Source organism: Paenibacillus lignilyticus (assembly GCF_017942085.1).
Classification (GTDB): Bacteria; Bacillota; Bacilli; order Paenibacillales; family Paenibacillaceae; genus Paenibacillus_Z; species Paenibacillus_Z lignilyticus.
This window is the reverse complement of the sequence record NZ_JAGKSP010000002.1, coordinates 294,085-314,768: the sequence shown is the minus strand read 5'-3', so window position 1 is coordinate 314,768 and position 20,684 is coordinate 294,085. Positions and strand designations below refer to the sequence as shown.

20 protein-coding genes are annotated in these 20,684 nt (G+C 52.5%); 16 read left to right on the top strand and 4 right to left on the bottom strand.

The genetic code is table 11. The annotated features are described in order from the left end of the window. The first annotated feature begins 44 nt into the window (after positions 1–44). Positions 45–1,472 carry a cardiolipin synthase gene (gene cls / locus I8J30_RS06635; RefSeq protein ID WP_210656538.1) on the top strand — a complete coding sequence of 476 codons (1,428 nt, stop codon included), beginning with the start codon at positions 45–47 and terminating at the stop codon, positions 1,470–1,472. A 5-nt stretch (positions 1,473–1,477) separates the two neighbouring features. On the opposite strand, the gene I8J30_RS06630 is transcribed toward cls, so the two are convergent. Both I8J30_RS06630 and I8J30_RS06625 read right to left on the bottom strand, forming a co-directional pair. Then, positions 1,478–2,710, bottom strand: a complete 1,233-nt coding sequence (locus I8J30_RS06630) for an NAD(P)/FAD-dependent oxidoreductase (protein ID WP_210656536.1) — start codon at positions 2,708–2,710, stop codon at positions 1,478–1,480. Between the two features lie 97 nt (positions 2,711–2,807). Continuing rightward, entirely contained in the window at positions 2,808–2,987 is a 180-nt protein-coding gene (locus I8J30_RS06625) for a hypothetical protein (RefSeq protein WP_210656534.1), read from the bottom strand. A gap of 366 nt (positions 2,988–3,353) precedes the next feature. On the opposite strand from I8J30_RS06625, the gene I8J30_RS06620 reads away from it, so the two are divergent. Together I8J30_RS06620 and I8J30_RS06615 are read left to right on the top strand one after the other, a co-directional pair. Continuing rightward, complete coding sequence (locus tag I8J30_RS06620) at positions 3,354–4,565, top strand: asparaginase (protein WP_210656532.1); 1,212 nt, start codon at positions 3,354–3,356, stop codon at positions 4,563–4,565. Positions 4,566–5,291: 726 nt separating this feature from the next. Then, positions 5,292–5,453, top strand: a complete 162-nt coding sequence (locus I8J30_RS06615; RefSeq protein WP_210657536.1) for a DUF1328 domain-containing protein — start codon at positions 5,292–5,294, stop codon at positions 5,451–5,453. Positions 5,454–5,534: 81 nt separating this feature from the next. On the opposite strand, the gene I8J30_RS06610 is transcribed toward I8J30_RS06615, so the two are convergent. Continuing rightward, positions 5,535–6,392, bottom strand: coding sequence for an AraC family transcriptional regulator (locus tag I8J30_RS06610; protein ID WP_210656530.1), 858 nt, complete (start codon positions 6,390–6,392; stop codon positions 5,535–5,537). Between the two features lie 189 nt (positions 6,393–6,581). Here I8J30_RS06610 and I8J30_RS06605 point away from each other — a divergent pair, with 189 nt between their 5' ends. From I8J30_RS06605 to I8J30_RS06590, 4 genes are all read left to right on the top strand, one after another. Continuing rightward, complete coding sequence (locus I8J30_RS06605) at positions 6,582–7,754, top strand: galactokinase (RefSeq protein WP_210656528.1); 1,173 nt, start codon at positions 6,582–6,584, stop codon at positions 7,752–7,754. A 52-nt stretch (positions 7,755–7,806) separates the two neighbouring features. Beyond that, complete coding sequence (gene galE / locus I8J30_RS06600) at positions 7,807–8,796, top strand: UDP-glucose 4-epimerase GalE (RefSeq protein WP_210656526.1); 990 nt, start codon at positions 7,807–7,809, stop codon at positions 8,794–8,796. A gap of 32 nt (positions 8,797–8,828) precedes the next feature. Then, a complete protein-coding gene (locus tag I8J30_RS06595) occupies positions 8,829–10,421 on the top strand; it encodes a UDP-glucose--hexose-1-phosphate uridylyltransferase (RefSeq protein WP_210656524.1) in 1,593 nt (530 codons plus the stop codon). Between the two features lie 186 nt (positions 10,422–10,607). Continuing rightward, positions 10,608–11,066 (top strand): hypothetical protein, encoded by a 459-nt coding sequence (locus I8J30_RS06590; protein ID WP_210656522.1) that lies wholly within the window; start codon positions 10,608–10,610, stop codon positions 11,064–11,066. A 72-nt stretch (positions 11,067–11,138) separates the two neighbouring features. Here the strand turns inward: I8J30_RS06590 and I8J30_RS06585 are convergent, their stop codons facing one another. Continuing rightward, the gene (locus I8J30_RS06585) at positions 11,139–11,366 is read right to left on the bottom strand and encodes a DUF1128 domain-containing protein (protein WP_091221340.1); all 228 of its coding nucleotides are present in this window, start codon (positions 11,364–11,366) and stop codon (positions 11,139–11,141) included. 273 nt (positions 11,367–11,639) lie between these two features. Here I8J30_RS06585 and I8J30_RS06580 point away from each other — a divergent pair, with 273 nt between their 5' ends. The 9 genes from I8J30_RS06580 to I8J30_RS06535 all read left to right on the top strand — a co-directional run bounded on the left by I8J30_RS06580 (position 11,640) and on the right by I8J30_RS06535 (position 20,658). After that, on the top strand, positions 11,640–12,101 hold the full coding sequence (locus tag I8J30_RS06580) for a hypothetical protein (protein ID WP_210656520.1): 462 nt from the start codon (positions 11,640–11,642) through the stop codon (positions 12,099–12,101). A gap of 35 nt (positions 12,102–12,136) precedes the next feature. Further along, on the top strand, positions 12,137–12,895 hold the full coding sequence (locus I8J30_RS06575) for a sugar phosphate isomerase/epimerase family protein (protein WP_210656518.1): 759 nt from the start codon (positions 12,137–12,139) through the stop codon (positions 12,893–12,895). Positions 12,896–12,984: 89 nt separating this feature from the next. Continuing rightward, entirely contained in the window at positions 12,985–14,133 is a 1,149-nt protein-coding gene (locus tag I8J30_RS06570; RefSeq protein ID WP_210656516.1) for a Gfo/Idh/MocA family protein, read from the top strand. 18 nt (positions 14,134–14,151) lie between these two features. After that, positions 14,152–14,736, top strand: a complete 585-nt coding sequence (locus I8J30_RS06565) for a GNAT family N-acetyltransferase (RefSeq protein ID WP_210656514.1) — start codon at positions 14,152–14,154, stop codon at positions 14,734–14,736. Positions 14,737–14,833: 97 nt separating this feature from the next. Further along, positions 14,834–16,246 carry a spore protease YyaC gene (gene yyaC, locus I8J30_RS33910; RefSeq protein ID WP_338044826.1) on the top strand — a complete coding sequence of 471 codons (1,413 nt, stop codon included), beginning with the start codon at positions 14,834–14,836 and terminating at the stop codon, positions 16,244–16,246. Positions 16,247–16,280: 34 nt separating this feature from the next. Beyond that, complete coding sequence (locus I8J30_RS06550) at positions 16,281–16,937, top strand: DUF6483 family protein (protein ID WP_210656512.1); 657 nt, start codon at positions 16,281–16,283, stop codon at positions 16,935–16,937. Positions 16,938–16,954: 17 nt separating this feature from the next. Further along, positions 16,955–18,148, top strand: a complete 1,194-nt coding sequence (locus I8J30_RS06545; protein WP_210656509.1) for a class I SAM-dependent methyltransferase — start codon at positions 16,955–16,957, stop codon at positions 18,146–18,148. A 138-nt stretch (positions 18,149–18,286) separates the two neighbouring features. Beyond that, on the top strand, positions 18,287–19,957 hold the full coding sequence (locus I8J30_RS06540) for a histidine kinase N-terminal 7TM domain-containing diguanylate cyclase (RefSeq protein ID WP_210656507.1): 1,671 nt from the start codon (positions 18,287–18,289) through the stop codon (positions 19,955–19,957). Positions 19,958–19,971: 14 nt separating this feature from the next. After that, positions 19,972–20,658, top strand: a complete 687-nt coding sequence (locus I8J30_RS06535; protein WP_210656505.1) for a GGDEF domain-containing protein — start codon at positions 19,972–19,974, stop codon at positions 20,656–20,658. The last annotated feature ends 26 nt before the right edge of the window (positions 20,659–20,684 follow it).

Below are 20,684 nucleotides of genomic sequence, written 5' to 3'. Positions count from 1 at the left end.
TCTAAGAAGGAATGGCTGTTTCCGCATGAAAAGGGGGGCTGGACTTGGGGTGGATACTCGCCGCACTGCTCATATTTATCTTTCAAATCGCTACGATTCTTGCACTCGAATACCGTCGTCCGGCCAAAACCGTCGCTTGGCTGCTTATCTTGTTCGTGCTGCCGGTAATCGGCTTCGTGATGTATTATTTTCTGGCGCAAGCGTTCAAGCGTCAGCGCGAATTTCGTATAAACAGCCGTTCGACCGAGGAATCGCGGCGTCTGGCGTTGTCCCGGTGCGGGCAGGTGCACCGGCCGAGCGACATGCACGGCGAGGAATTCGCCGAACAGGAGAGACTCTATCACATGCTGCAGCGGCTGACCTTGTCGCCGATTACAAGCCGCAACGAATCTGCTGTGCTGACTGATGCAGAGGCCGCGTATAGTGCTGTTTTTCAGGCAATAGAGGAAGCCGGGCATCATATCCACATCGAATTTTATACGATCCGAGATGATCGCGTCGGACAGCGGCTCAAGGAGCTTCTTATTCGCCAAGCGAGGGCAGGCATTGAGGTGCGGGTCATCTATGATGGCATTGGCAGTGTGAGTTTAGGCCGTAGTTACGTGAAAGAGCTTGAGCAGGCAGGTGTAGAGCTGCGATGCTTCTTGCCGCCGCGAATTGCCTTTTTTGATAAACGGATGAACTTTCGAAATCATCGCAAAATCGTCGTCGTAGATGGGCTGGTCGGATATCTCGGCGGCATTAACATCGGTGACGAATACCTCGGCGGTAATCCGAAGCTCGGCTTTTGGCGGGATACGCATCTGCAGCTTAAAGGAGATGCGGTGTATTTTCTGCAGGAAGTATTTATGCAGGATTGGTGGTATACCTCGAAGGAGCAGCTGGCGGATCCGATCTACATGCCTCCGCATTCCTGCACCGGCAGCGAACAAGTACAGATCGTAGCCAGCGGACCGAACAGCAGGGACGAAGCCATACTGGAATGTGTGTTTGCGGCGGTGTCGGTTGCGAAATCGCGTATTTATATCGAAACCCCTTATTTCATTCCGGATCCCAGCTTGTTAATGGGGCTTCGTACGGCAGCGCTGAGCGGCGTCGATGTGCGAATTATCATTCCGTATGTACCGGACACGAAGCTGGTGCTGTCAGCCACTCTATCTTATGTCGAGGAAATGCTTGCGGCAGGTGTGCGGATTTATCGGTATCGTAAAGGTTTCATGCATGCCAAAGTACTCATTGTCGATCATTTGCTGGCATCGGTTGGGACGGCGAATATGGATATGCGGAGCTTCTTCAGCAATTTCGAAATCAATGCGCTGCTGTTCGATGAGAAGGCGATCGATCGCTTAGAGACGGATTTCGTGAAGGATATGGAGGATAGCGGCGAGGTCACGCGCGAGGCGTTTATGAAACGACCGCTTCGGCAGAAAGCCGGAGAGGCTGTCGCGCGTATGCTCTCGCCGCTGTTATAAGGCTGTTACACGTTTTGCAAGGATGGTCGGTTCAGTGCCACGATTGAGGCAAGCGGGTGCTCGGTTTTCGTAATCTGAGCCTGGAGAATGCTTGCCCCCATCATACTGTACGCGGTACCGTTTCCGCCATAGCCGAGACAATAATAGACTCCGCTCCAATTTGGATCTTCCCCGACGAAAGGTAGGTTGTCACGAGAGCTACCGAAGGTAGCATTCCATTCATGGGCAATCGGTGCATCGAAGGAAGGGTAGAAAGCTTGTACGCGAGTGAGCAGCAGGTTCGCATGTTCGCTTCTCGCGTTTTTCTCTTCCAGCGGTATGGGGGATTCTTCATCATAGCCACCGGCAATTACCCGGCCATCATCGGTAATGCGCATATAGAAATAAGGACGGGCGGTTTCCCATATAAAATATTCCCTGTACTGTGGCTGTAGATGCGTTTGCGGCTCGGTTACGATGACATAGGTGCGATCCAGATTGGACTTGATAAGCTGTCCATGCAGCTCCTCCGGTTCGTAGCCAATCGCATAGATGACATGCTTGGCCCGAATGACAGCCTGCGACGCGGTGCGAAGCACATGCGTTCCGTCTGCTCCCGTTTCATGGCTGACCACATCGGTATGCTCGTGAACGGCAAGCTCATAGCGGTTCACCGCTGCTTCGATTACGGCATGCACGAATCGAAACGGATTCAGCTGCGCATCTCCGCGAGTCACGATAGCACCGGGCTTGCTGAATGGGAATGCCGCTGCAATTTGTTCCGGTTCCCAGTAGCTCACGTCGAAGCCATGGCGCTTAAGTGTCTCGTATTCGCGCTTCAGCTTGGGCAAATCCTGCTCGGTGCTTGCCACGTATAAGCTGCTTTTTGGACCAAATCCGACATCCGCTTGGAGCTCAGCGGCGATTTCTCCCAGCTGCACGAGCGCTTCGGCGCAGCCTTTATAGAAGAGAACCGCATCCTTCTCGCCAATTTGGTCGATCAAATCGCACAGCATGATGTCATTGCAAAATTGCAGCAAGCCTGTGTTGGCCGTCGTGCTGCCGCCTGCGATATCGCCTCGTTCGAGGAGTACGGTTTGGATGCCTTGCTGGGCCAGCTTGTACGCGCAAATCGAGCCCGACATCCCGCCTCCGATAATCACAACTTCAGTTTCCGCATTGCCGCTTAACGTAGGGTAGGTTGCTTGGTTCTTCAGCGTCTCCGGCCAATAGAGATGGCCTTTATGTAGTACTTTCATCAGTATCATACCTCCAGTAGCTACTATGCCCATTTTTGGACGAGAAAAAAGAGGGACCGTTCGCGATCCCTCCGCTTATTTTGGCTGGACAAACATGCTATTCTTGAATCGGATCGGGTACGAGACCTTCATCCTGCAGCTGGCTGTTTGTCTTCATATGTTTCATGTCATGGCCGAGCCGTTTCATGTCCTGGTAGTCCTGAACCATTGAACCGTTCTGGGCGTTCGAGACTGGCTTCGACTTGCTTCCGGCTTGCCCGCAGATTGGATTTTCCATGATTGATGACTCCTTTGGTATACTGGATTAAGCGGTGGCACCGGGTGCGCTCGCTTTAACCTTATATGGCAATAAGGTGTATACTTGACTTCTATATACCCACAGACATAAAAAGTTGAAACGTGAAACCGAAGTTTGGGCTTTCGAATAGGCTGGTAGGGGCAGGAGTTGGATGGCTCAAAGGCAGGAACCGGAGGGCTCAAGGAAGGAAAGCTGATGGCTAAAAAGGCAGGAAAGCCAAGGCCGCGGTACGGCGAGGATGGAAGACATCGAGAGTGGAACAACAGGATATAGCATGAGCAGATGGATAGTTTGGGAAAACATAATTGGGGAGAAGGATTGGGAAAAATGCCAGGGGTGAGCACGATGATACAGACAGCAACAACAGCAGCGAGCGTACTGGGAGTTCCGCTCGTTCAGACGACAAGAGGCGAGTGGGTAGAAAATGTTCACAGCGGTCACGCGGCGGTCGTGACATGGGATGGTGAACTAATCGCGCAGGTTGGGGATGCGTCCATATGGACGTTTATGCGCTCTACCGCAAAACCCATTCAAGCTTTGCCATCCGTGCTTGGCGGCGTCGTTGACACTTACGGATTGAAGGATGAGGCCATTGCGCTGATGTGCGCATCGCATCAAGGTACGCCGGCACATATTGCCGTGCTTGAAGAAATGCTGGAGCAAACCGGCGTTCGCGAGGAACAGCTGGTATTTGGTCCGATGCTTCCGGCCAGTCAGGAAGCTCGCGATGAGCTGATTCGTCAGGGCGGGAAGCCGCGCAAGCTGTATCACGTGTGCGCCGGCAAGCACATCGGCATGCTTGCGCTATGCAAGCTGCGCGGCTGGCCGCTTGAAACGTATACGCAGCCGGAGCATCCGCTTCAGCAGGAGCTGCTGCGTACAATAGCGATGATTGCGGAGCTTGCTCCGGAGGAGATTGGCAGCGCCATCGACGGCTGCGGCCTGCCGGTGTTCGCGATGCCGATGTGGCGGCTCGCGCTTGTTTATGCGCGTTTTGCCGCTTGGGGCAGCGAAGCGGCAGCGCAGTTATTAGGAGAGAGCAGCGCTGCGGCGGCCGGAGTAGTCGGCGTTTCAGCCGTAATTGCAACGGCTGGCGGCGGAGGTGTTGGTGGAGCCGATGTGAAAGTGGCGGAAGCGGGATTAGCAGGGACACGCGAGACTGGCGTTGAAGGCAGCGCAGGAGCGCCTGCGGTGGAAGCCGTTGCAGCGGCTGCGAAGCGCATCTCCGCAGCGATGATCAGCTACCCGGCACTCGTGGAGGGATCGGACCGGCTGGCCAGCGTTATGCTGGGTGATGGGAATGTCGTCGCCAAGAGCGGCGCGCAAGGCGTCTTCGTCTTCGGTCTACGCCAAGAGCGGCTCGCCGTCGTCATTAAGCTGGCCGATGGCGGGGAATCCCCTTGGCCGGAAGCAGTTTGCGGCATCCTTGAGCAGCTGAATCTCGGCGAGGCACTCATCACGCGCATCCGCAGCCAGATCTCACCCGAGATTCGCAACGACGCCGGCCAACTCGTCGGCCACCGCGAATCCTGTTTGACGCTGACGCTAAACGCCTAACCGCTGACTTCCGCAGACAGAGTGGCACTAGAAGCCTAGAAGCAACACATTGTCGCGGAACCGTTGAATTCGGCAGAAGAGTGGCTCTAGGAGCAACACAATGGTGAGAAACCGTCGCTTTGGGCAGAACGAGTAGCTCTAGGAGCAACACAATGGTGCGAAACCTTCGAATTGGGCAGAAGAGTAGTACTGAGAGCAACACAAGAAGCTCACCCAGGGATCTACATGAAGGCATTAGCAACGAAATTCGAGTAAGAAGCACACCCAGGAATCTACATGGAGGCTTTAGCAGCGAAATTCGAGTAAGAAGCTCACCAAGAGATCTACATGGAAACCAACACTAATCAACCCATCTGCGGGTGAACCGCCGATGTGACAGGTACTGCAATGTTGGTTGAAGTGCCGCGGATAGAGTAACTTTGGAGGTAATTGAGGTAACAGGTACCGCACTTGCAGCATATCAGAGCTAATTAGCTCGAAGAGGGGAACGCGTTACCTCTCATTCGGCGTAATCGCCTGAAATGCACGCATGAGCGGTATCGGATACCTCTTTTAGTTTGAGCAGCTTCTACGCCAAGGAACAGCAAAGGGTTACCTCGTTTCATCCGGAATCGTGGATGAAGGGGTAACCCTATTTTGCGTTTCAAGTACGTACAGGTTGTTTAAAGCAGAGTAAGGCAAGGTGCTACACCATACAAAACAATCAAACCGAAAGGGTGAGAAATGATGTTGGGATATGCACTTATGTTTTTTATCATCGCTATTATTGCAGGTGTTCTAGGGTTCTTCACACTGGCGTCAGCGGCAGCAGGCATAGCGAAAGTCCTGTTCGTCGTGTTCCTGGTACTGTTTGTGATATCGTTTATTTTTGGCCGCAGACGCGTATAGCGCTGCGGACTCAGCATCCCGAGGCCACAATCGCGACCAGCGTACAACCTCAGCGCAGCCCGCAAGCAAGCTTGCGTATCTCTACAGCCGCCGCATCGCTTCGCGATAGGCGGTCGGCGACTGTCCATAGAAGCGGCGGAACTGCTTCGAGAAGTACAGCGCGTCTTGGAAGCCGACGGATGCCGCGATCTGCTCGATCGTCAGCTCGAGGCGCTCGCGCAGCAGCAGATGCGCTTTGTCGATGCGCAGCTTCAGCAGAAACGTGACAGGTGTTATGCCCGTCTGCTGCTTGAAGATGCGCGACAAATAAGCGCGGTTGTAGCCGAGCGCATTGGCCATATGCTCGATCGAGATCGGCTCGGCGTATTGCGTCGACAGATACCGGATGACGTCGCCGGTAAGCGCCTCGCTGTCTTGCCCGCGCTGCGCCGAGCCGGAATCCGTATCGGGACCGGCTGCGCCGAACTCCGCGAACAGCAGGTACAAATAACCGACCGCACGCAGATGAGCCGCTCCGCCGCCAAGGCGGAAGGTGCGCTGTATGCTGCGGAACAATACGGCGACGCGCGGATTGGTTCCCGTATCGACGATCGGCATCGCCGAATCGAGGCCGGCACCTGCCACCAGCTGCTCGGCATGCCGGCCTTCGAATGCGATCCAGCGATACCGCCACGGATCAGCTTCGCTCGAAGCGTAACTGATCAGCTGCCCGGGCGGGATAAGAAAGGTCTGCCCGGCCCGCAGCTGGTACTGTCCGCCGGCATAGGCGAAAGTGCCGGAGCCGGATAGGATATGATGCATCAAATAAAAATCATAGACTTTAGGCCCGATCAGATGATCGGGCTTTGTCTGGCTTTCCCCCGAGAACAATACATATAAATCACCATGTTCGTTAGGAACAGGATTCGAGAGTACGGTATAGGTAGGCTGCAGCGGCATCGCGCTGAAACACCTCCATTTTGTTATGAAGAGCTTACAGGTATTGTAACACAGCCAGCTCTTTAATATCGTTAACAGGTCACAAAATTCCATGTGAAGTTCACATCAAGCCATTTTGTTCCGCTTTCTGTTCCGCTATACTAAACCTATAAAACAAACAACTAAAATCCAAGAAAGCGGTGTAGCACAATGGCGAACATCCATGAATTGACTGAGCGGTTTCTAAACACATACGGCAGGGAGTCGACAGAGCAAATAGCGGTATTCCACGCACCGGGCCGCGTCAATTTGATTGGCGAGCATACGGACTACAATGGCGGCTATGTTTTCCCGGCTGCATTGACCTTCGGCACTACACTGCTTATTCGTAAACGCGAGGATCAACAGCTTGGACTTGCTTCCACAAACTTTGATCTTCATAAACATATTCCGATTGCGCCGATCGTCCATGACGAAGCAGATGACTGGATGAACTATCCGAAAGGCATCGTGAACGAGCTGGAACAACGCGGCATCACATTCAGCCAAGGCTTCGACCTCTTGTTCCATGGTGAAATTCCGAACGGAGCTGGTTTATCGTCATCAGCATCCATCGAAGTGGTAACGGCTTATGCACTTCTAACCATGTCGGGCCATGCGACGGATACCGTTCAAATTGCGCGTCTTGCACAGAAGTCCGAGAATGAATTCAATGGCGTCCAATGCGGCATCATGGATCAATTCGCTGTTGCGAACGGCAAGAAGGATCATGCGATTCTGCTGATGTGCGACACGCTTGAATATGAGCTGATCCCGTTTAATTCCGGCGATTATCAAATCGTCATCGGCAACACGAACAAACGTCGCGGCCTAGTGGACTCCAAGTACAATGAGCGCCGCAGCCAGTGCGATCAGGCGGTTCAGGATCTTAAGGCAGCATTCCCCGAGCTCACGCTGCTCGGCCAGCTTACCTTGGAGCAATTCCAAGCCAATCAGCACCTTATTCATGATGAAATCGTACTGAAGCGTGCGAAGCATGTTGTGGAAGAGATCGACCGCGTGCTCCAATCGATGAAAGTGCTCAAAGAAAATGATCTGCAAGCATTCGGCCAATTAATGAACGCTTCTCACGATTCGCTTCGCGACCTGTACGAAGTAACAGGAGACGAGCTGGATACAATGGTAGCTGCGGCACGCACCGTTGACGGTGTACTCGGCTCCCGCATGACAGGCGCAGGCTTTGGCGGCTGCACGGTATCCCTCGTTCATAAAGACAGCGTAGAGACGTTCAAAGCTGAGGTTGGACGCATTTATACCGAAGCAACCGGACTAATACCTGACTTCTACGTATGCACGATCGGCAACGGGGTCGAACAACTATAATCATTCCGGTCATTAACACCATCATTACACAGATATAGAGGAGGAGAGAACTATGGCAGTTCTAGTAACAGGAGGCGCAGGCTACATCGGGTCGCACGCGGTTGCGGCATTGCACGAACGCGGCGAGGACATTGTAATCATTGATAATTTGCAGCAGGGGCATAAGGAAGCGGTGCTTGGCGGCAAGCTCTATGTAGGCGATTTGCGTGACGGAGATTTCTTGGACACGGTATTCGGAGAAAATGCGATCGATGCGGTCATCCATTTTGCAGCAAACTCGCTCGTTGGCGAGAGCATGAAGGATCCCGGCAAGTACTACCATAACAATGTGTACGGCACGCTATGCTTGCTTGAGAAAATGAACCAATACGGCGTCAAAAGAATCGTTTTCTCGTCAACCGCAGCTACCTACGGCGAACCGGAGAACATTCCGATCCACGAGGAAGATCGTACATTGCCGACCAATACGTACGGCGAAACGAAGCTTTCGATGGAGAAAATGATGAAATGGTACGACACCGCATACGACTTGAAATATGTGTCGCTTCGATATTTCAACGCAGCAGGCGCACATGCAAGCGGCCGAATCGGTGAAGACCATAATCCGGAAACGCACTTGGTGCCGCTAGTCCTCCAAACGGCACTTGGCCAGCGCAGCCATATCTCGATTTTCGGGGATGACTATGCGACGGAAGACGGTACTTGCGTACGCGACTATATTCACGTGAGCGATCTGGCGGACGCGCATGTACTTGCCGTGGAACGGCTGCGCAAAGGCGGCGACAGCGCGATCTACAACCTGGGCAACGGAACAGGCTTCTCCGTGAAGCAGGTCATTGATATCGCACGACAAGTGACGGGTCGCGAGATTCCGGCTGTCATGGAAACACGCCGTGCCGGCGACCCGGCCGTACTCGTGGCTTCTTCGGACCGGGCACGCCAAGAGCTTGGCTGGAATCCTTCCCGCAACAAGCTGGAAGACATCATTGGAAGCGCATGGGCTTGGCATCAAGCCAATCCACGCGGCTACAACAAAGACTAGTATATACGAGTGCCGCGAGAGGAGTAAGTGCGATGACTGACCTTCAACATCAAGCCAACACGAGTACGGAAACCGTACTCCTTCACATAGAACGGCTGGTTCAATTTGCGGTGCAGCGCGGTATGATCGAGCCCCCGCTGGATGTATACGCATCTCGGAATGCGCTGCTTGAATTATTCGGATTGAATGAAGCGTATGAAGGCGTCGTTCCGGAGGAACGGCTTGAGAGCGCAGTTCCTCTGCTGGAACCGTTGCTGGATTACGGCGCTTCTATCGGATTGATTGCCGATAATACAACAACCTTCCGCGATCTGCTGGATGCGCGTATTATGGGACTGCTGATGCCGCGTCCTTCGGAAGCTGCCGCGAGGTTTCGCCGCACTTCAGAGACGGAGGGCGTGAGCAAGGCAACCGATGCGTTCTACCGATTGAGCATCGATTCCAACTATATTCGGATGGATCGGATCGCGAAGAATCAGTATTGGGAGCAGCCGACGGCCTATGGCAATCTGGAGATTACCATCAATCTCTCCAAGCCGGAGAAAGACCCGAGGGAGATTGCGCTGCTGAAGTCGCTCGCGCCTACTAAGAGCAACTATCCCAAATGCCTGCTCTGCGCCGACAATGTAGGTTATGCCGGCCGAGCGGATCACCCCGCTCGTCAGAATCTGCGAATTGTACCGCTAGAGCTGCAGGGTGAAACCTGGTACTTCCAGTACTCGCCGTACGTGTATTACAACGAGCACAGTATCGTGTTCCACAGCAAGCATGTCCCGATGCGGATTTCGGCGCTTACGTTTGCGCGGCTGCTCGATTTCGTTGAAGCCGTCCCGCATTACTTTATCGGCTCCAATGCGGATCTGCCGATCGTAGGCGGCTCAATCCTTAACCATGATCATTTCCAAGCCGGACGCCATGTCTTCCCGATGGAGACAGCCGTTGCCGAGCAAGCGTTTGTGCATCCGCAAGAGGATGGCGTTACTTACAGCATCGTAGCGTGGCCAATGTCGGTCGTGCGTTTGAACGGCACGGACAAGGCAGCTGTGCTCCGTGCCGCAAGCAGCATGCTCGATGCATGGCGTGCATACAGCGACGCGGAAGCGGATATTATCGCATTCTCCGAGAAGAATGGCGAGCAGGTGCCGCATAATACGATTACGCCAATCGCAAGACTGCGTGATACCGGCGAATACGAGCTCGATCTCGTGCTGCGTAATAATCGCACAAGCGATGAGCACCCGGATGGCATTTTCCACCCTCACGAGCATTTGCATCATATTAAGAAAGAAAATATCGGCCTCATCGAGGTCATGGGACTTGCGGTTCTTCCGGGCCGTCTCAAAGCTGAGATGGAACAAATCTCCTTAATCCTAACCGGTGAGCAAGCGTTTGACAGAGCTTCCCTCGCGGGCGGCCCGCTTGAGAAACATGCGGATTGGATTGGTTCTATCGTAGAGATCCACGGATCGTCGCATACATCGGAGCAAGCCGAGGCGCTTCTACGTGATGAAGTCGGACGCAAATTCCTTGAAGTGCTGATGGATGCAGGCGTCTACAAACGTACTGCCCAAGGCGCGGAAGCTTTTGCGCGATTCCTTCTCTCGCTCGGCTTAACCCGGGTCTAAACGACAAAAGCCCATCCCTTCTGACAAGAGGAGATGGGCATTTTCTATGCACGGGTGTGAGAAAATAATGTTATTCGAACAAGAAATAGCATATATTTTGTAAAAATTATAGAAAATGAAGAGGGATATCGGTTGTAATGGCGAAAAACATATAGAAAACGTATTTCAAAGTCGGGGGGATGTTTAATGCCGCTTCCAATTATTCCTATTGATGAATTTCTGGCGCTGTCGACAGATGATCAAGTCGAGAAGCTGAAGCAGTGGAAAATGGACTATACGCTCAAGGATATTCGCGAAGCGTGGGGGTTCAAGCATTCAGCTCAGTATTACATGCTGCTGAAGAAGCTGCGGATCTACGAACGCGTCGTGAACAAGTCAGACAAATTCTCGCCGGAGCAGATTTTAACATCCAGAACCGGCCCGGAGGCATATACAGCAGGTGTGTACACGTACAGCGAACGTTCCGTTCCGGCTGATCAATTCGGCTATGAGCTGAATGTAACGCTGAGCGGCCCGGAGCTTGCAGATAAGCTGGAACGGCTGGCCCATTTTCTGAAAGGCGAACACAAGCCGGTTTCCATCAAGCTATCGATCTCCGCATCCAAGGCGGTTCAAGCTGCCGATGATGAAAGCGCAGACATCTAGTCTCCTACATCATGCATAACGGAACAATAAAAAAAACCGAGCGCGTCCCGTCTCGGTTTTTGTATTTTACTCCTATTTCTCACGAAGCTGGCCAAGCTCGGAAACGATGGCTTCCACTTCGCTGATGCTGAATTTATCTTTGCTTGCGACGATATCGTAGATGTCCTTCAGATCCTCGTATCGCTCTAAGCTGAAATTATTCGCTTGCATGGCGGCGCCTGAGGCCATGCGCAGCTTATTCTTTATCGTATCAATCATAAACGCGACGTTGTCCTGGGTTGCTTCCGATAAGTTGTTCATTGGTTGATAGCTCCTCTCCATACTTGTCTGTGCTCGTATTGTAACATGCCTCACACGGCACATGCTACGCCTAATAAGCCGTTGTTAGAGAGTGGAGGATAATGGATAAAGATTCGTCTGCTTCATAAACAAGTCGATACGGAGCAATGCCCGCTATTATACGAAACAAGCTTCGAACAGGAACACGAGCTGGACAATTGGCGGATTTGCAGCGGGGAGTGGTGGATCGAGAACGGTTGGCTGCATGGCAGGAATCCGCTGAATGCGCCGGGCGTGCTGCTGAGCAAGCAGGATTTTCCCGGCAATGTGCTTGTGGAATTTGAAGCCCGGACCGTTCTGCCGAGCACGCACGACATTAACTTGATGTGGAATACCAGCTGGGATGAGGAGAAAAACATGCGCGGCGCCGCATACGTCGCCGGACTCCAAGGCTGGTGGGAAGGCAAAATCGGTCTTGAGAAGTCTCCGGACTATGTGCTCAACGCCGCTACGCCTTTGTTCGATTTTGAACCTGGCCGCAGTTATCGCATTCAAGCCGGCAGCATTGACGGCCATTGCTTTGTTTGCGTGGACGGCAAGCTGCTGCTCGAGCTGACCGATTACGATCCGATCGATTCTCAACTTCACACGAAGGTCGGCTTCGAAGCTTATGCAAGCTTCATCCAAATCCGCCATGTACGTATTCGATCCATCGAATGGCAGCCGCTCGTGCGCTCGTATCCTGTTGAATTTTGACCCTGCATTCCTACCATACGGAGGTTAACGCAATTATGACTTCACCTAAATTAGGCTTAATCGGCATTATGCATGAAGAAATGAAAGCGGATTTATGGGGAACGCTTCGCCGGATCGCGGATGTCGGCTATAAAGGAATTGAAGGCGCGGAGCTGCTGCTTCCGGGCGATACGGCGGAGAATGTACGTCGGTTCCAAGATCTCGGACTGCATGCCATCACGCTAAGCGCCAGCCGTGAAACGCTGCGCGGAGAGCTGGACACGATTATTGCGAATGCGAAAGCGGTACAGACCTCCCATGTATCGGTTTGGTGGGGGCCGTGCAACGCCAAAGAAGAGCTGCTTCAGGATGCCGAGCTCTACAACGCAGCCGGCGCGAGGCTGGCTGAAGAAGGCATTAAGCTGTGCTACCACAACCATGAGCATGAATTTCTGACATCCTTTAATGGCGTGTCTGCGATGGATATCCTCGTGGAGTACACCGATCCGAAATTGGTCTTCTTCGAAATGGACATTGCCTGGATTACGATGGGGAAGGCGGATCCTGTCCAAGTGCTGCGCAGGATGACCGGACGCGTACCTTCGATTCACATCAAGGATGTGTTCAGCACGAGTGAGAAAGGCCACTGGACCGCGGTCGGGACAGGCGTTGTCAACATTCCCGATTCCATTCGTGCAGCGCGGGAGATCGGCGTAGATTGGATGGTGGTGGAGCAGGATGATCTGCGCAATCTTACCCCGATGGAAACCATCACTGCGAGCTACTTGAATCTGAAGGAAGCAGGCTTAATTTAAGTTCAAATATAGCGAATAGAGCGATTGCTTCGGGGAACTGAGGCAATCGTTTTCGTATTAAGAATCGGGCATGTGGAGGCGGCTGAAAGATGACGATTAAAGTAGGTATCGTTGGCGCAAGAGGATTGAGTACATTGCAAGGATTTCGCTGCATCGAGGATACGGAGGTAGTGGCGCTTTGCGATCTGGATGGCGATTACGTGAAAGAAGCGGCAGCGAAGAACGGTATTCCCCGCACCTACCGCGTTTTCGAAGATATGCTGGAATCGGATATTGACGCCGTTGTCGTTTCAACGCCCATGCAGCTGCATGTCCCGCAAACGATTGCTGCCATGCAAGCCGGCAAACATGTGTTGAGCGAAGTGACGGCAGGTGTCACGATGGACGAACTGTGGTGGCTGAAGGAAACGGTCGAGTCATCGGATAAGGTGTACATGATGGCAGAGAACTACTGCTATATCCCGCAAAATCAACAAATTTTGAATATGGTCAAGCAAGGATTGTTCGGCGATGTTTATTTCGGCGAAGGCGAGTACTTGCATGACGTTCGCAGTTTGGCTACGCGGTTTAACCGCGAAGGCATGGCAGAAGGCGCGAAGCCGACCTGGCGCAGCTACTGGCAGCTTGGCAAACGCGGTGCCTTCTATCCAACCCACAGCCTTGGACCGGTAATGCAGTGGTTTCAAGGCGACCGAATTCAATCCGTGTCCTGCTTCGGAACAGGCTGGCATACGGATAAACGTTTTCGCCAAGAGGATACTTCCATCACGATTTGCCAGATGGAGAGCGGTAAACTGATTAAGCTGCGAATCGACTGCATATCGAAGCGTCCTCACAATATGAGCTATTACACCCTCCAAGGGACAAAAGGCAGCTTCGAGGCGCCGCGCGGCTTAGGCGATACCCATAAAATTTGGCTGGCGAGCATGGGCGATCCGGAGGATCATGCCGCTTGGCGACCGCTAAGCGATTACAACGTTTATTTGCCCGAGCGCTATAAGAACGTGACCGAAGAGCAGAAGGCTGCGGGCCACTGGGGAGGCGATTATTTTATCGTGGAAGACTTCGTAGAAGCGGTAAAAGGGAATCGCAAGCCTGCCATCGATGTTTATGATGCCTGTGAATGGACAGCGGTTGCGCTTCTGTCGGAACTATCGATCATGAACGGCGGCCGGACGATCGACATGCCGAATTTCAAGACAAGCTCTTCCTTCAAGGATCAGATCATTAAACTATAAAAAAGGAGCAATCAACCTATGAGCGAACAACAGCATCCATCCCAATTGTTTATGGTGCGGGAGGATCTTTCCACATTGCCGGCACTTTCACTTCCTCCCGGATATGCTGCACGCAGCCTGCAGCCGGGTGACGAGAAAGAATGGGAGCGCATCATTAACGATTCCTTCGGCGGAGAGCACCCGTTCGATAAGGAAATGGCTTCGGACGAGCCGTATAAGCCGGAGCGGGTGTGGTTCATCACGGATGATCGGAATGTGCCGATCGCTACAGCATCGGCATGGTTCCGTCCCCAATACAAGGAATCGACGGGCTACTTGCATATGGTAGGTCTATTGCAATCGCAAGGAGGCAAGAAGCTTGGGCTGTATGTCAGCCTGGCCGCGCTGCTCCATATGGTGCAAGACGGGTTCACCCGAGCGGTGCTGAACACCGATGATTTCCGTATCCCTGCCGTCAAAACATACTTGAATCTCGGGTTCGTGCCCGTCTTTACAGACAGCGGCCATCATGAGCGTTGGCAGGCTCTGGCGAACAAACTGAATTGCCGTATCGACGCCATTCAGACGGATGGTACGCCGCTCGTACTGGAACCTAGCTGCTAATCGGCGACAGCGCTTCGTCGTGCCGATAGGGTAGATTTGAAGCGGGAGCAGCATTTCGTTACAATGAAGTCAGCTATGTTTGAAGGAGTCGTTCATCATGGGAAGTCGGGCGAAAGCGCGCAGACACCGAAATGAAGACCCGGTTATCCGGGAGCGCGCAGGCATCGACGGCGCGGAAGCGCTGCTGCGCGAAGCGGCAATGCTCCAGCCTGACCGGTCGAAGGTTCTCTTCGTATGTATCGGAACGGATTGCTCTACGGGCGATTCGTTCGGTCCTTGGGTGGGCACGATGCTGAAGGAAGCCGGCTGGCCGCATGTGATCGGAACATTGGAGCATCCTTGCGATGCGGATCACTATGAAAGGCTCGTTGCCGAAATCCCGACATTTATGACGGTGGTTGCTATAGATGCCTGTTTGGGTAAGAAGAATGAAACGCCCAGTTATATGATAGGCAGAGGTCCGCTGTTCCCGGCGCAGGCGGTCGGCAAACGGCTGCCGCCTATCGGCGATTACAGCATTGCCGGAATCGTAGCGCCGCACAGTGTCAAACCCTATTGGGTGCTGCAGCATGCTTCTTTATTCGAAGTGATGGGAATGGCTCGCATGCTCGCGGATACAATAAATGAGGTATGGACGTTTTTAGAGTTGAATGAGAAGGGAAGAAGCCGCATGACGAAGAAGCCGCTTTCTCTGGCGAATAACGCCTTTCAATTACCGAATGGTCAAACGATAGCTTATTATGATTCCACACCGCAAGCCGGCGAATCGACGGCCGATACGGCTATTGTACTCTTGCATGGATTCTGCGGAAGCTCTGCCTATTGGGTAGAGGTAGTGTCCGCGCTATCGACCCATGGGCGTGTAATTGCGCCGGATCTTCGCGGTCATGGCGGGAGCACGGCCCCGGACCAGTCTCCCTACGAAATGGAGCAGTTCGCAGAGGATCTCTTCGTGCTTGTGAGCGAGCTTGGCATCGAGCGCATCTGTTTATTCGGACATTCGCTCGGCGGTTACGTGTCGCTCGCTTTCGCGGAACGGCATCCGGAGCTGCTGAAGTCGTTTGCACTCGTGCACTCTACCGCCAAGCCAGACAGCGAGGAAGCCAAAGGAAACCGAGATAAAGCGGCGAAAGCGCTGCTTGCCGACGGTATCGCCCCTTTTGTAGAGGGATTGGTTCCGAAGCTGTTTGCGCCGGCTCATAAAGAAACGATGGCTGCGGCCATATCGGATATGATCGAGATTGGACGAGGGACGTCCGCAGCCGGAGCGGCGGCGACAGCGCTCGGAATGAAGGCACGCCCCGATCGGACCGGAGTGCTGGAAGGACTGGATGTGCCGCGGCTGCTTGTTGCAGGATCCGAAGATGGCGTCATCGCTCCCGCAAACACGTTTACGGTAGATGGGCCGCATGTCACGCAGGCACTTCTAGAAGGTTCCGGTCATATGAGCATGATCGAAGCGCCGGAGCAGCTGGTTCATGAGATGATCGCGTTTTTGAAGTCGCTTTAAGCGGCAAAGCATGAGTGGAGAGGGGATGCGACCGTTGTTTCAAAGGGATTATTTTATGCGGATGATTGAGCAGATGAGCGAAGTAGTCGGCCAAGTCATGGGGCTGAGACAGCAGCGCAAGCAAGAGGAGGCGCTCCTTGTCATTGACGAGCTGCTCGATCGGCAGTTTCGGATGAACGGGAAGCTGATTCGTCAGCTGTCGGATGCCGATCTGGTTCGCATGATGACGACGAACGGAATCGTAGAAACCGCCAATCTGCATGCGGTAGCGCTGTTAATTAAGGAAGAAGCCGACATCCTTACCGAGCTCGGCAGGCAGGAGCAGGGGTATCCGCTGCAGCTGAAAGCTTTCCATCTCTTCATGCGGTTAGCTATTCTGGATGCGCCTGCGCTTCTGCGCACGCCTTCGGAGGAAGCGGCAGAGCTCGAAACGAAGCTTGGTATCTATGAGCTGCCAAGAGAAACGAAGCTGCTGATGTGGGAGTGGCATGAAAGCGACGGGCGCTATGACGAGGCCGAGAATGTACTGCATGAGCTTGCGGAGGATGGGGCAATTGAGACAGAAGAAGCGGTAGAATTCTATCGTCGACTGCTGTTGCTGCCGGACGAGTCGCTTCTGCAAGGCGGCTTACCTCGCGATGAGGTGAATGAAGGGTTAGAACGTATGAGGCAACAATCGACGCAAGCTTAGGAGCTGAATGGACACAGATGGAAAGCAAGGAACAATGGCAATCGGATATTGAGCAGTGGGTGGGCAGCGGGCAGCTGAGGCAGGCGACCTTCAGCCAGCTGCGCCGCAAGGACGGTCAAGTGCCGGCTAAGACGGTCATTCGTCCGATTGAGCTCAAGGGAACGCTGCACTATCAATTTCAATATTATATCGACAATAAAGTGACGCATGAAAATGTGCCGCAAGCGGATGCCGCGGAGCGGATTGCAGCTTGGCTGGAGCAGCATTACCGGCAAGCGTTGTTCAAGACCAATGACGCAGATGTACAGGTGCTGTTCTCGAAGAAAGGTAAAGCAGCGATTGTCGCGAAACCTGCTACGGCAAAATCAGAGCCGGAATCGCTGTCGCATAACAGGCAGAAGCAGCGTGTCGTGCAAGAGGGAGAAGCAGCGCCGTTCATGGTCGAGCTGGGCATTATGACCAAGGATGGTCAAGTGATCGCGAAGAAACAGGATAAGTTTCGTCAGATCAACCGATTCTTGGAGATGGTTACCGATGTGCTTCCGCATCTGCCGACGGATCGCGAAATTACGATTGTGGACTTCGGCTGCGGCAAGTCCTATTTGACGTTTGCCCTCTATCATTTGCTGGCTGTGAAGCAGCAGCGAAGCATCTCGGTGGTCGGGCTCGATCTGAAGGCCGATGTCATCGCATTCTGCTCTGAGCTTGCACGGAAGCTCGGTTACGATAAATTGAAATTCCAAGTCGGTGATATTGCGCAGTACAAGGATCAATCCAAAGTGGATATGGTCGTCACGCTGCATGCTTGCGATACGGCGACGGATGCGGCTCTGGTAAAAGCGGTAGAATGGGGGGCTTCCGTCATTCTTAGCGTACCATGCTGCCAGCATGAGCTGTTTCGGCAAATTCAGAACGAGGCGATGTCACCTCTTCTGTCGCATGGTCTGCTCAAGGAGCGGTTCTCTGCGCTTGCGACGGATGCCATCCGCACGCAGCTCTTGGAAGTGCTGGGCTATCGCACGCAGCTGCTGGAGTTTATCGATCCGGAGCATACACCGAAAAATATGCTGATTCGGGCAGTACGTACAGCAGGAGGAACAGCTGATTCGGCGCGCAAATGGCAGGAATATGTCGTCTTCCGCGATATGCTGCAGGTGAAACCTTACTTGGAGCAAGCGCTTGGCGAACGGTTAAAGCAAGCGAGTAAATAATTTTTTTCTCCATGTCAATAAAGATAACAAGTTTATTGTCGATTAATTAAACAGTATGATAGAATATAGTTACTTGTAAGTAGATTGTCCCAGTTCTTCTATACGTTTAATAATATGATTGTGATTTGGGTGAAGCGAATGGGACTAATGACAGGGCTGGATTTGAGCCTATTTCTTTTTTTATTCACCATTTTCATCTATGTATTTGCATTTAATGTAATCACAACACAGCATAAGGTCTATCTGCTATTTCACTTCTTCATGATGATTTGGCCCCTCGGTCAAGTCGGCGTCCACATAACGGATCAACCACACCTCCAGATCATATACATTAATATTTCCTTTGTTGGTTTATCGATGCTTGGCTTTGGGTGGCTCCTGTTTACGAAATTCCTGGTGAACGTCAGTTACAGGCCGAGTCGCAAGACCCTCATTTATATGCTGCTGCCATCCGTACTCATATCGGTCGGCGTGTTATGGAATCCGTGGGATAGTTTTGTTTCCACGGTGGATAGTACTTATGCCGAGAGGGTCTATGGTCCTATTTTCTGGATAATGGTAGGCTTGTTAATTTCGTATTACATCTATACGGTTCGCATCTTACTGAGAGCTTATCATTCACGTAAGCTGCCGCAGGATCGGGTACGAATCGCCAATGCGCTGACAGGCATATTTATTATGATGGCGTTTCCATTGCTGGATCTGGTATTGAACGTCATTCTTGATCCATGGCTGCCTGTTATCCCCGGTCTGACGTCGCTTGGCATCGTGCTGTCCGATCTGTATTTCGTATTCTCCTTGAAGAAGCATCGTTCGTTCGACTTGGTGAAGATTGCGCAGCAAGATGTAATGGATACGTTGTCCGTAGGCATTATCGTGCTGGATGAGCATGACAATGTTATTGAAATGAACCGGATCGTCAGCCCTCGCCTTCAAATTTTTATAGGCGATACGCTCAATATGGAGGAGCTGCTTTCTTGGTTTAATATCGATAAAGGGAATGAAGATGAGTTTCTGTACTCGTACAGGACGGATCCTTATAAACGTATCCAAACCGAAATCATGATTGAGCAGGACAGCTCGCGCAAGCAGTACTTCTCTCTGCATGTCGGGCCGATTGTTGTGAATGAAGGCAGAATCGGCAAAGTCATCACGTTTCAAGAGATTTCCGAGCTTAAGTCTCTGATCTTCAAATCGCAGGAGCAATATGCCTCCATGCAAGAGCGCAATCGTGCGCTCATCTTTATGCAGGACGAGCTGTTTCAAGCGAATCGCAAGCTGGAGCAGCTGGCGATTACAGACAGCCTGACAGGCTGCTTTAACCGCAGATTTCTGATGCAGCAGCTGGAGCATGAGGTGCTGACGAATGTCCGTTACAAGATTCCGTTTGCGCTGTTATTGTTTGATATTGATTTGTTCAAGCTCGTCAACGATACGTACGGTCATGTGATCGGTGACGAAGTCATCCGAAGAACGGCCGATGCCGTTCGCGGAGCACTTCGCAGAACAGATATATTGGCACGTTACGGCGGCGAAGAGTTTACGGTCTATTTGCCTCATACAAACAGAGAGCAGGCAGACATGCTTGCCCAGCGTATTCGTGAGGTTGTCCAGAACAATGAGATTGCGATTGGAAGAGGGCGTTCTCCGGTATCCGTAACCATTAGCATGGGAATGCTTGTGGTGGAAGAGCAGTCTGATCTGCAGATTGAAGATGTCAAAGGATACATAAGAGATTTGTTCTCGAAGGTGGATTCCGCATTGTACAGAGCCAAAGACAACGGTCGTAATCGGGTCGTTAATTTATAAGGGGGGGACTGCGAATGGCGCGTAATGGACGTCTTACAGCATGTGCGGCATCATGTGGAGCAACACTGGCTACAGCGAGTTTATGCCTGCTTGCAAGTAAGACACCTACGCCGCTCGCTGTTCTAATCGGTACTGCCGCTTTCGCAGCGGCAGCCCTGCCTATTGGCTTTCTCTTAGGACTCCAATATGACCGTTTGAAGGAAGCTTCTATACAGGACAGTTTAACCGGCCTGTATAATCGGAGATTCATCGAGACGAATTTCAAGAAGCTGGCGGCTAAGGCGAACCGCAAACGGAAGAAAATGACGGTCATGATGCTGGATGTCAATGATTTCAAAGAGGTAAACGACCGTTTGGGCCACAGCCAAGGCGATCAAGCTCTGGCGCTGATCGCAGGAGCACTTAAGGCATGCGCAACCTACGGTGAAATTATCGGCCGCTGGGGCGGCGATGAATTCATCATTATTTGTCCCTATGCAGATGACAAAGGAATCGATCGAATCGTAAAGCTAATTCACGAACAGCTCTTTAGCATTTCATTGCGAACCGGATTACGGCTGTCGATTTCGGTTGGCCATGCTTCATTTCCGGAGCACGGCATGGAGATTGGCCAGCTGCTGCAAGCTGCTGACAAACGGATGTACGCAGAGAAATATGTCCGTAAAGCCCAGTTGACCGAACCGGCAGCGTTGCAAGCTTAATCCGTGAGCAAGCGGTAAAGGCGGGA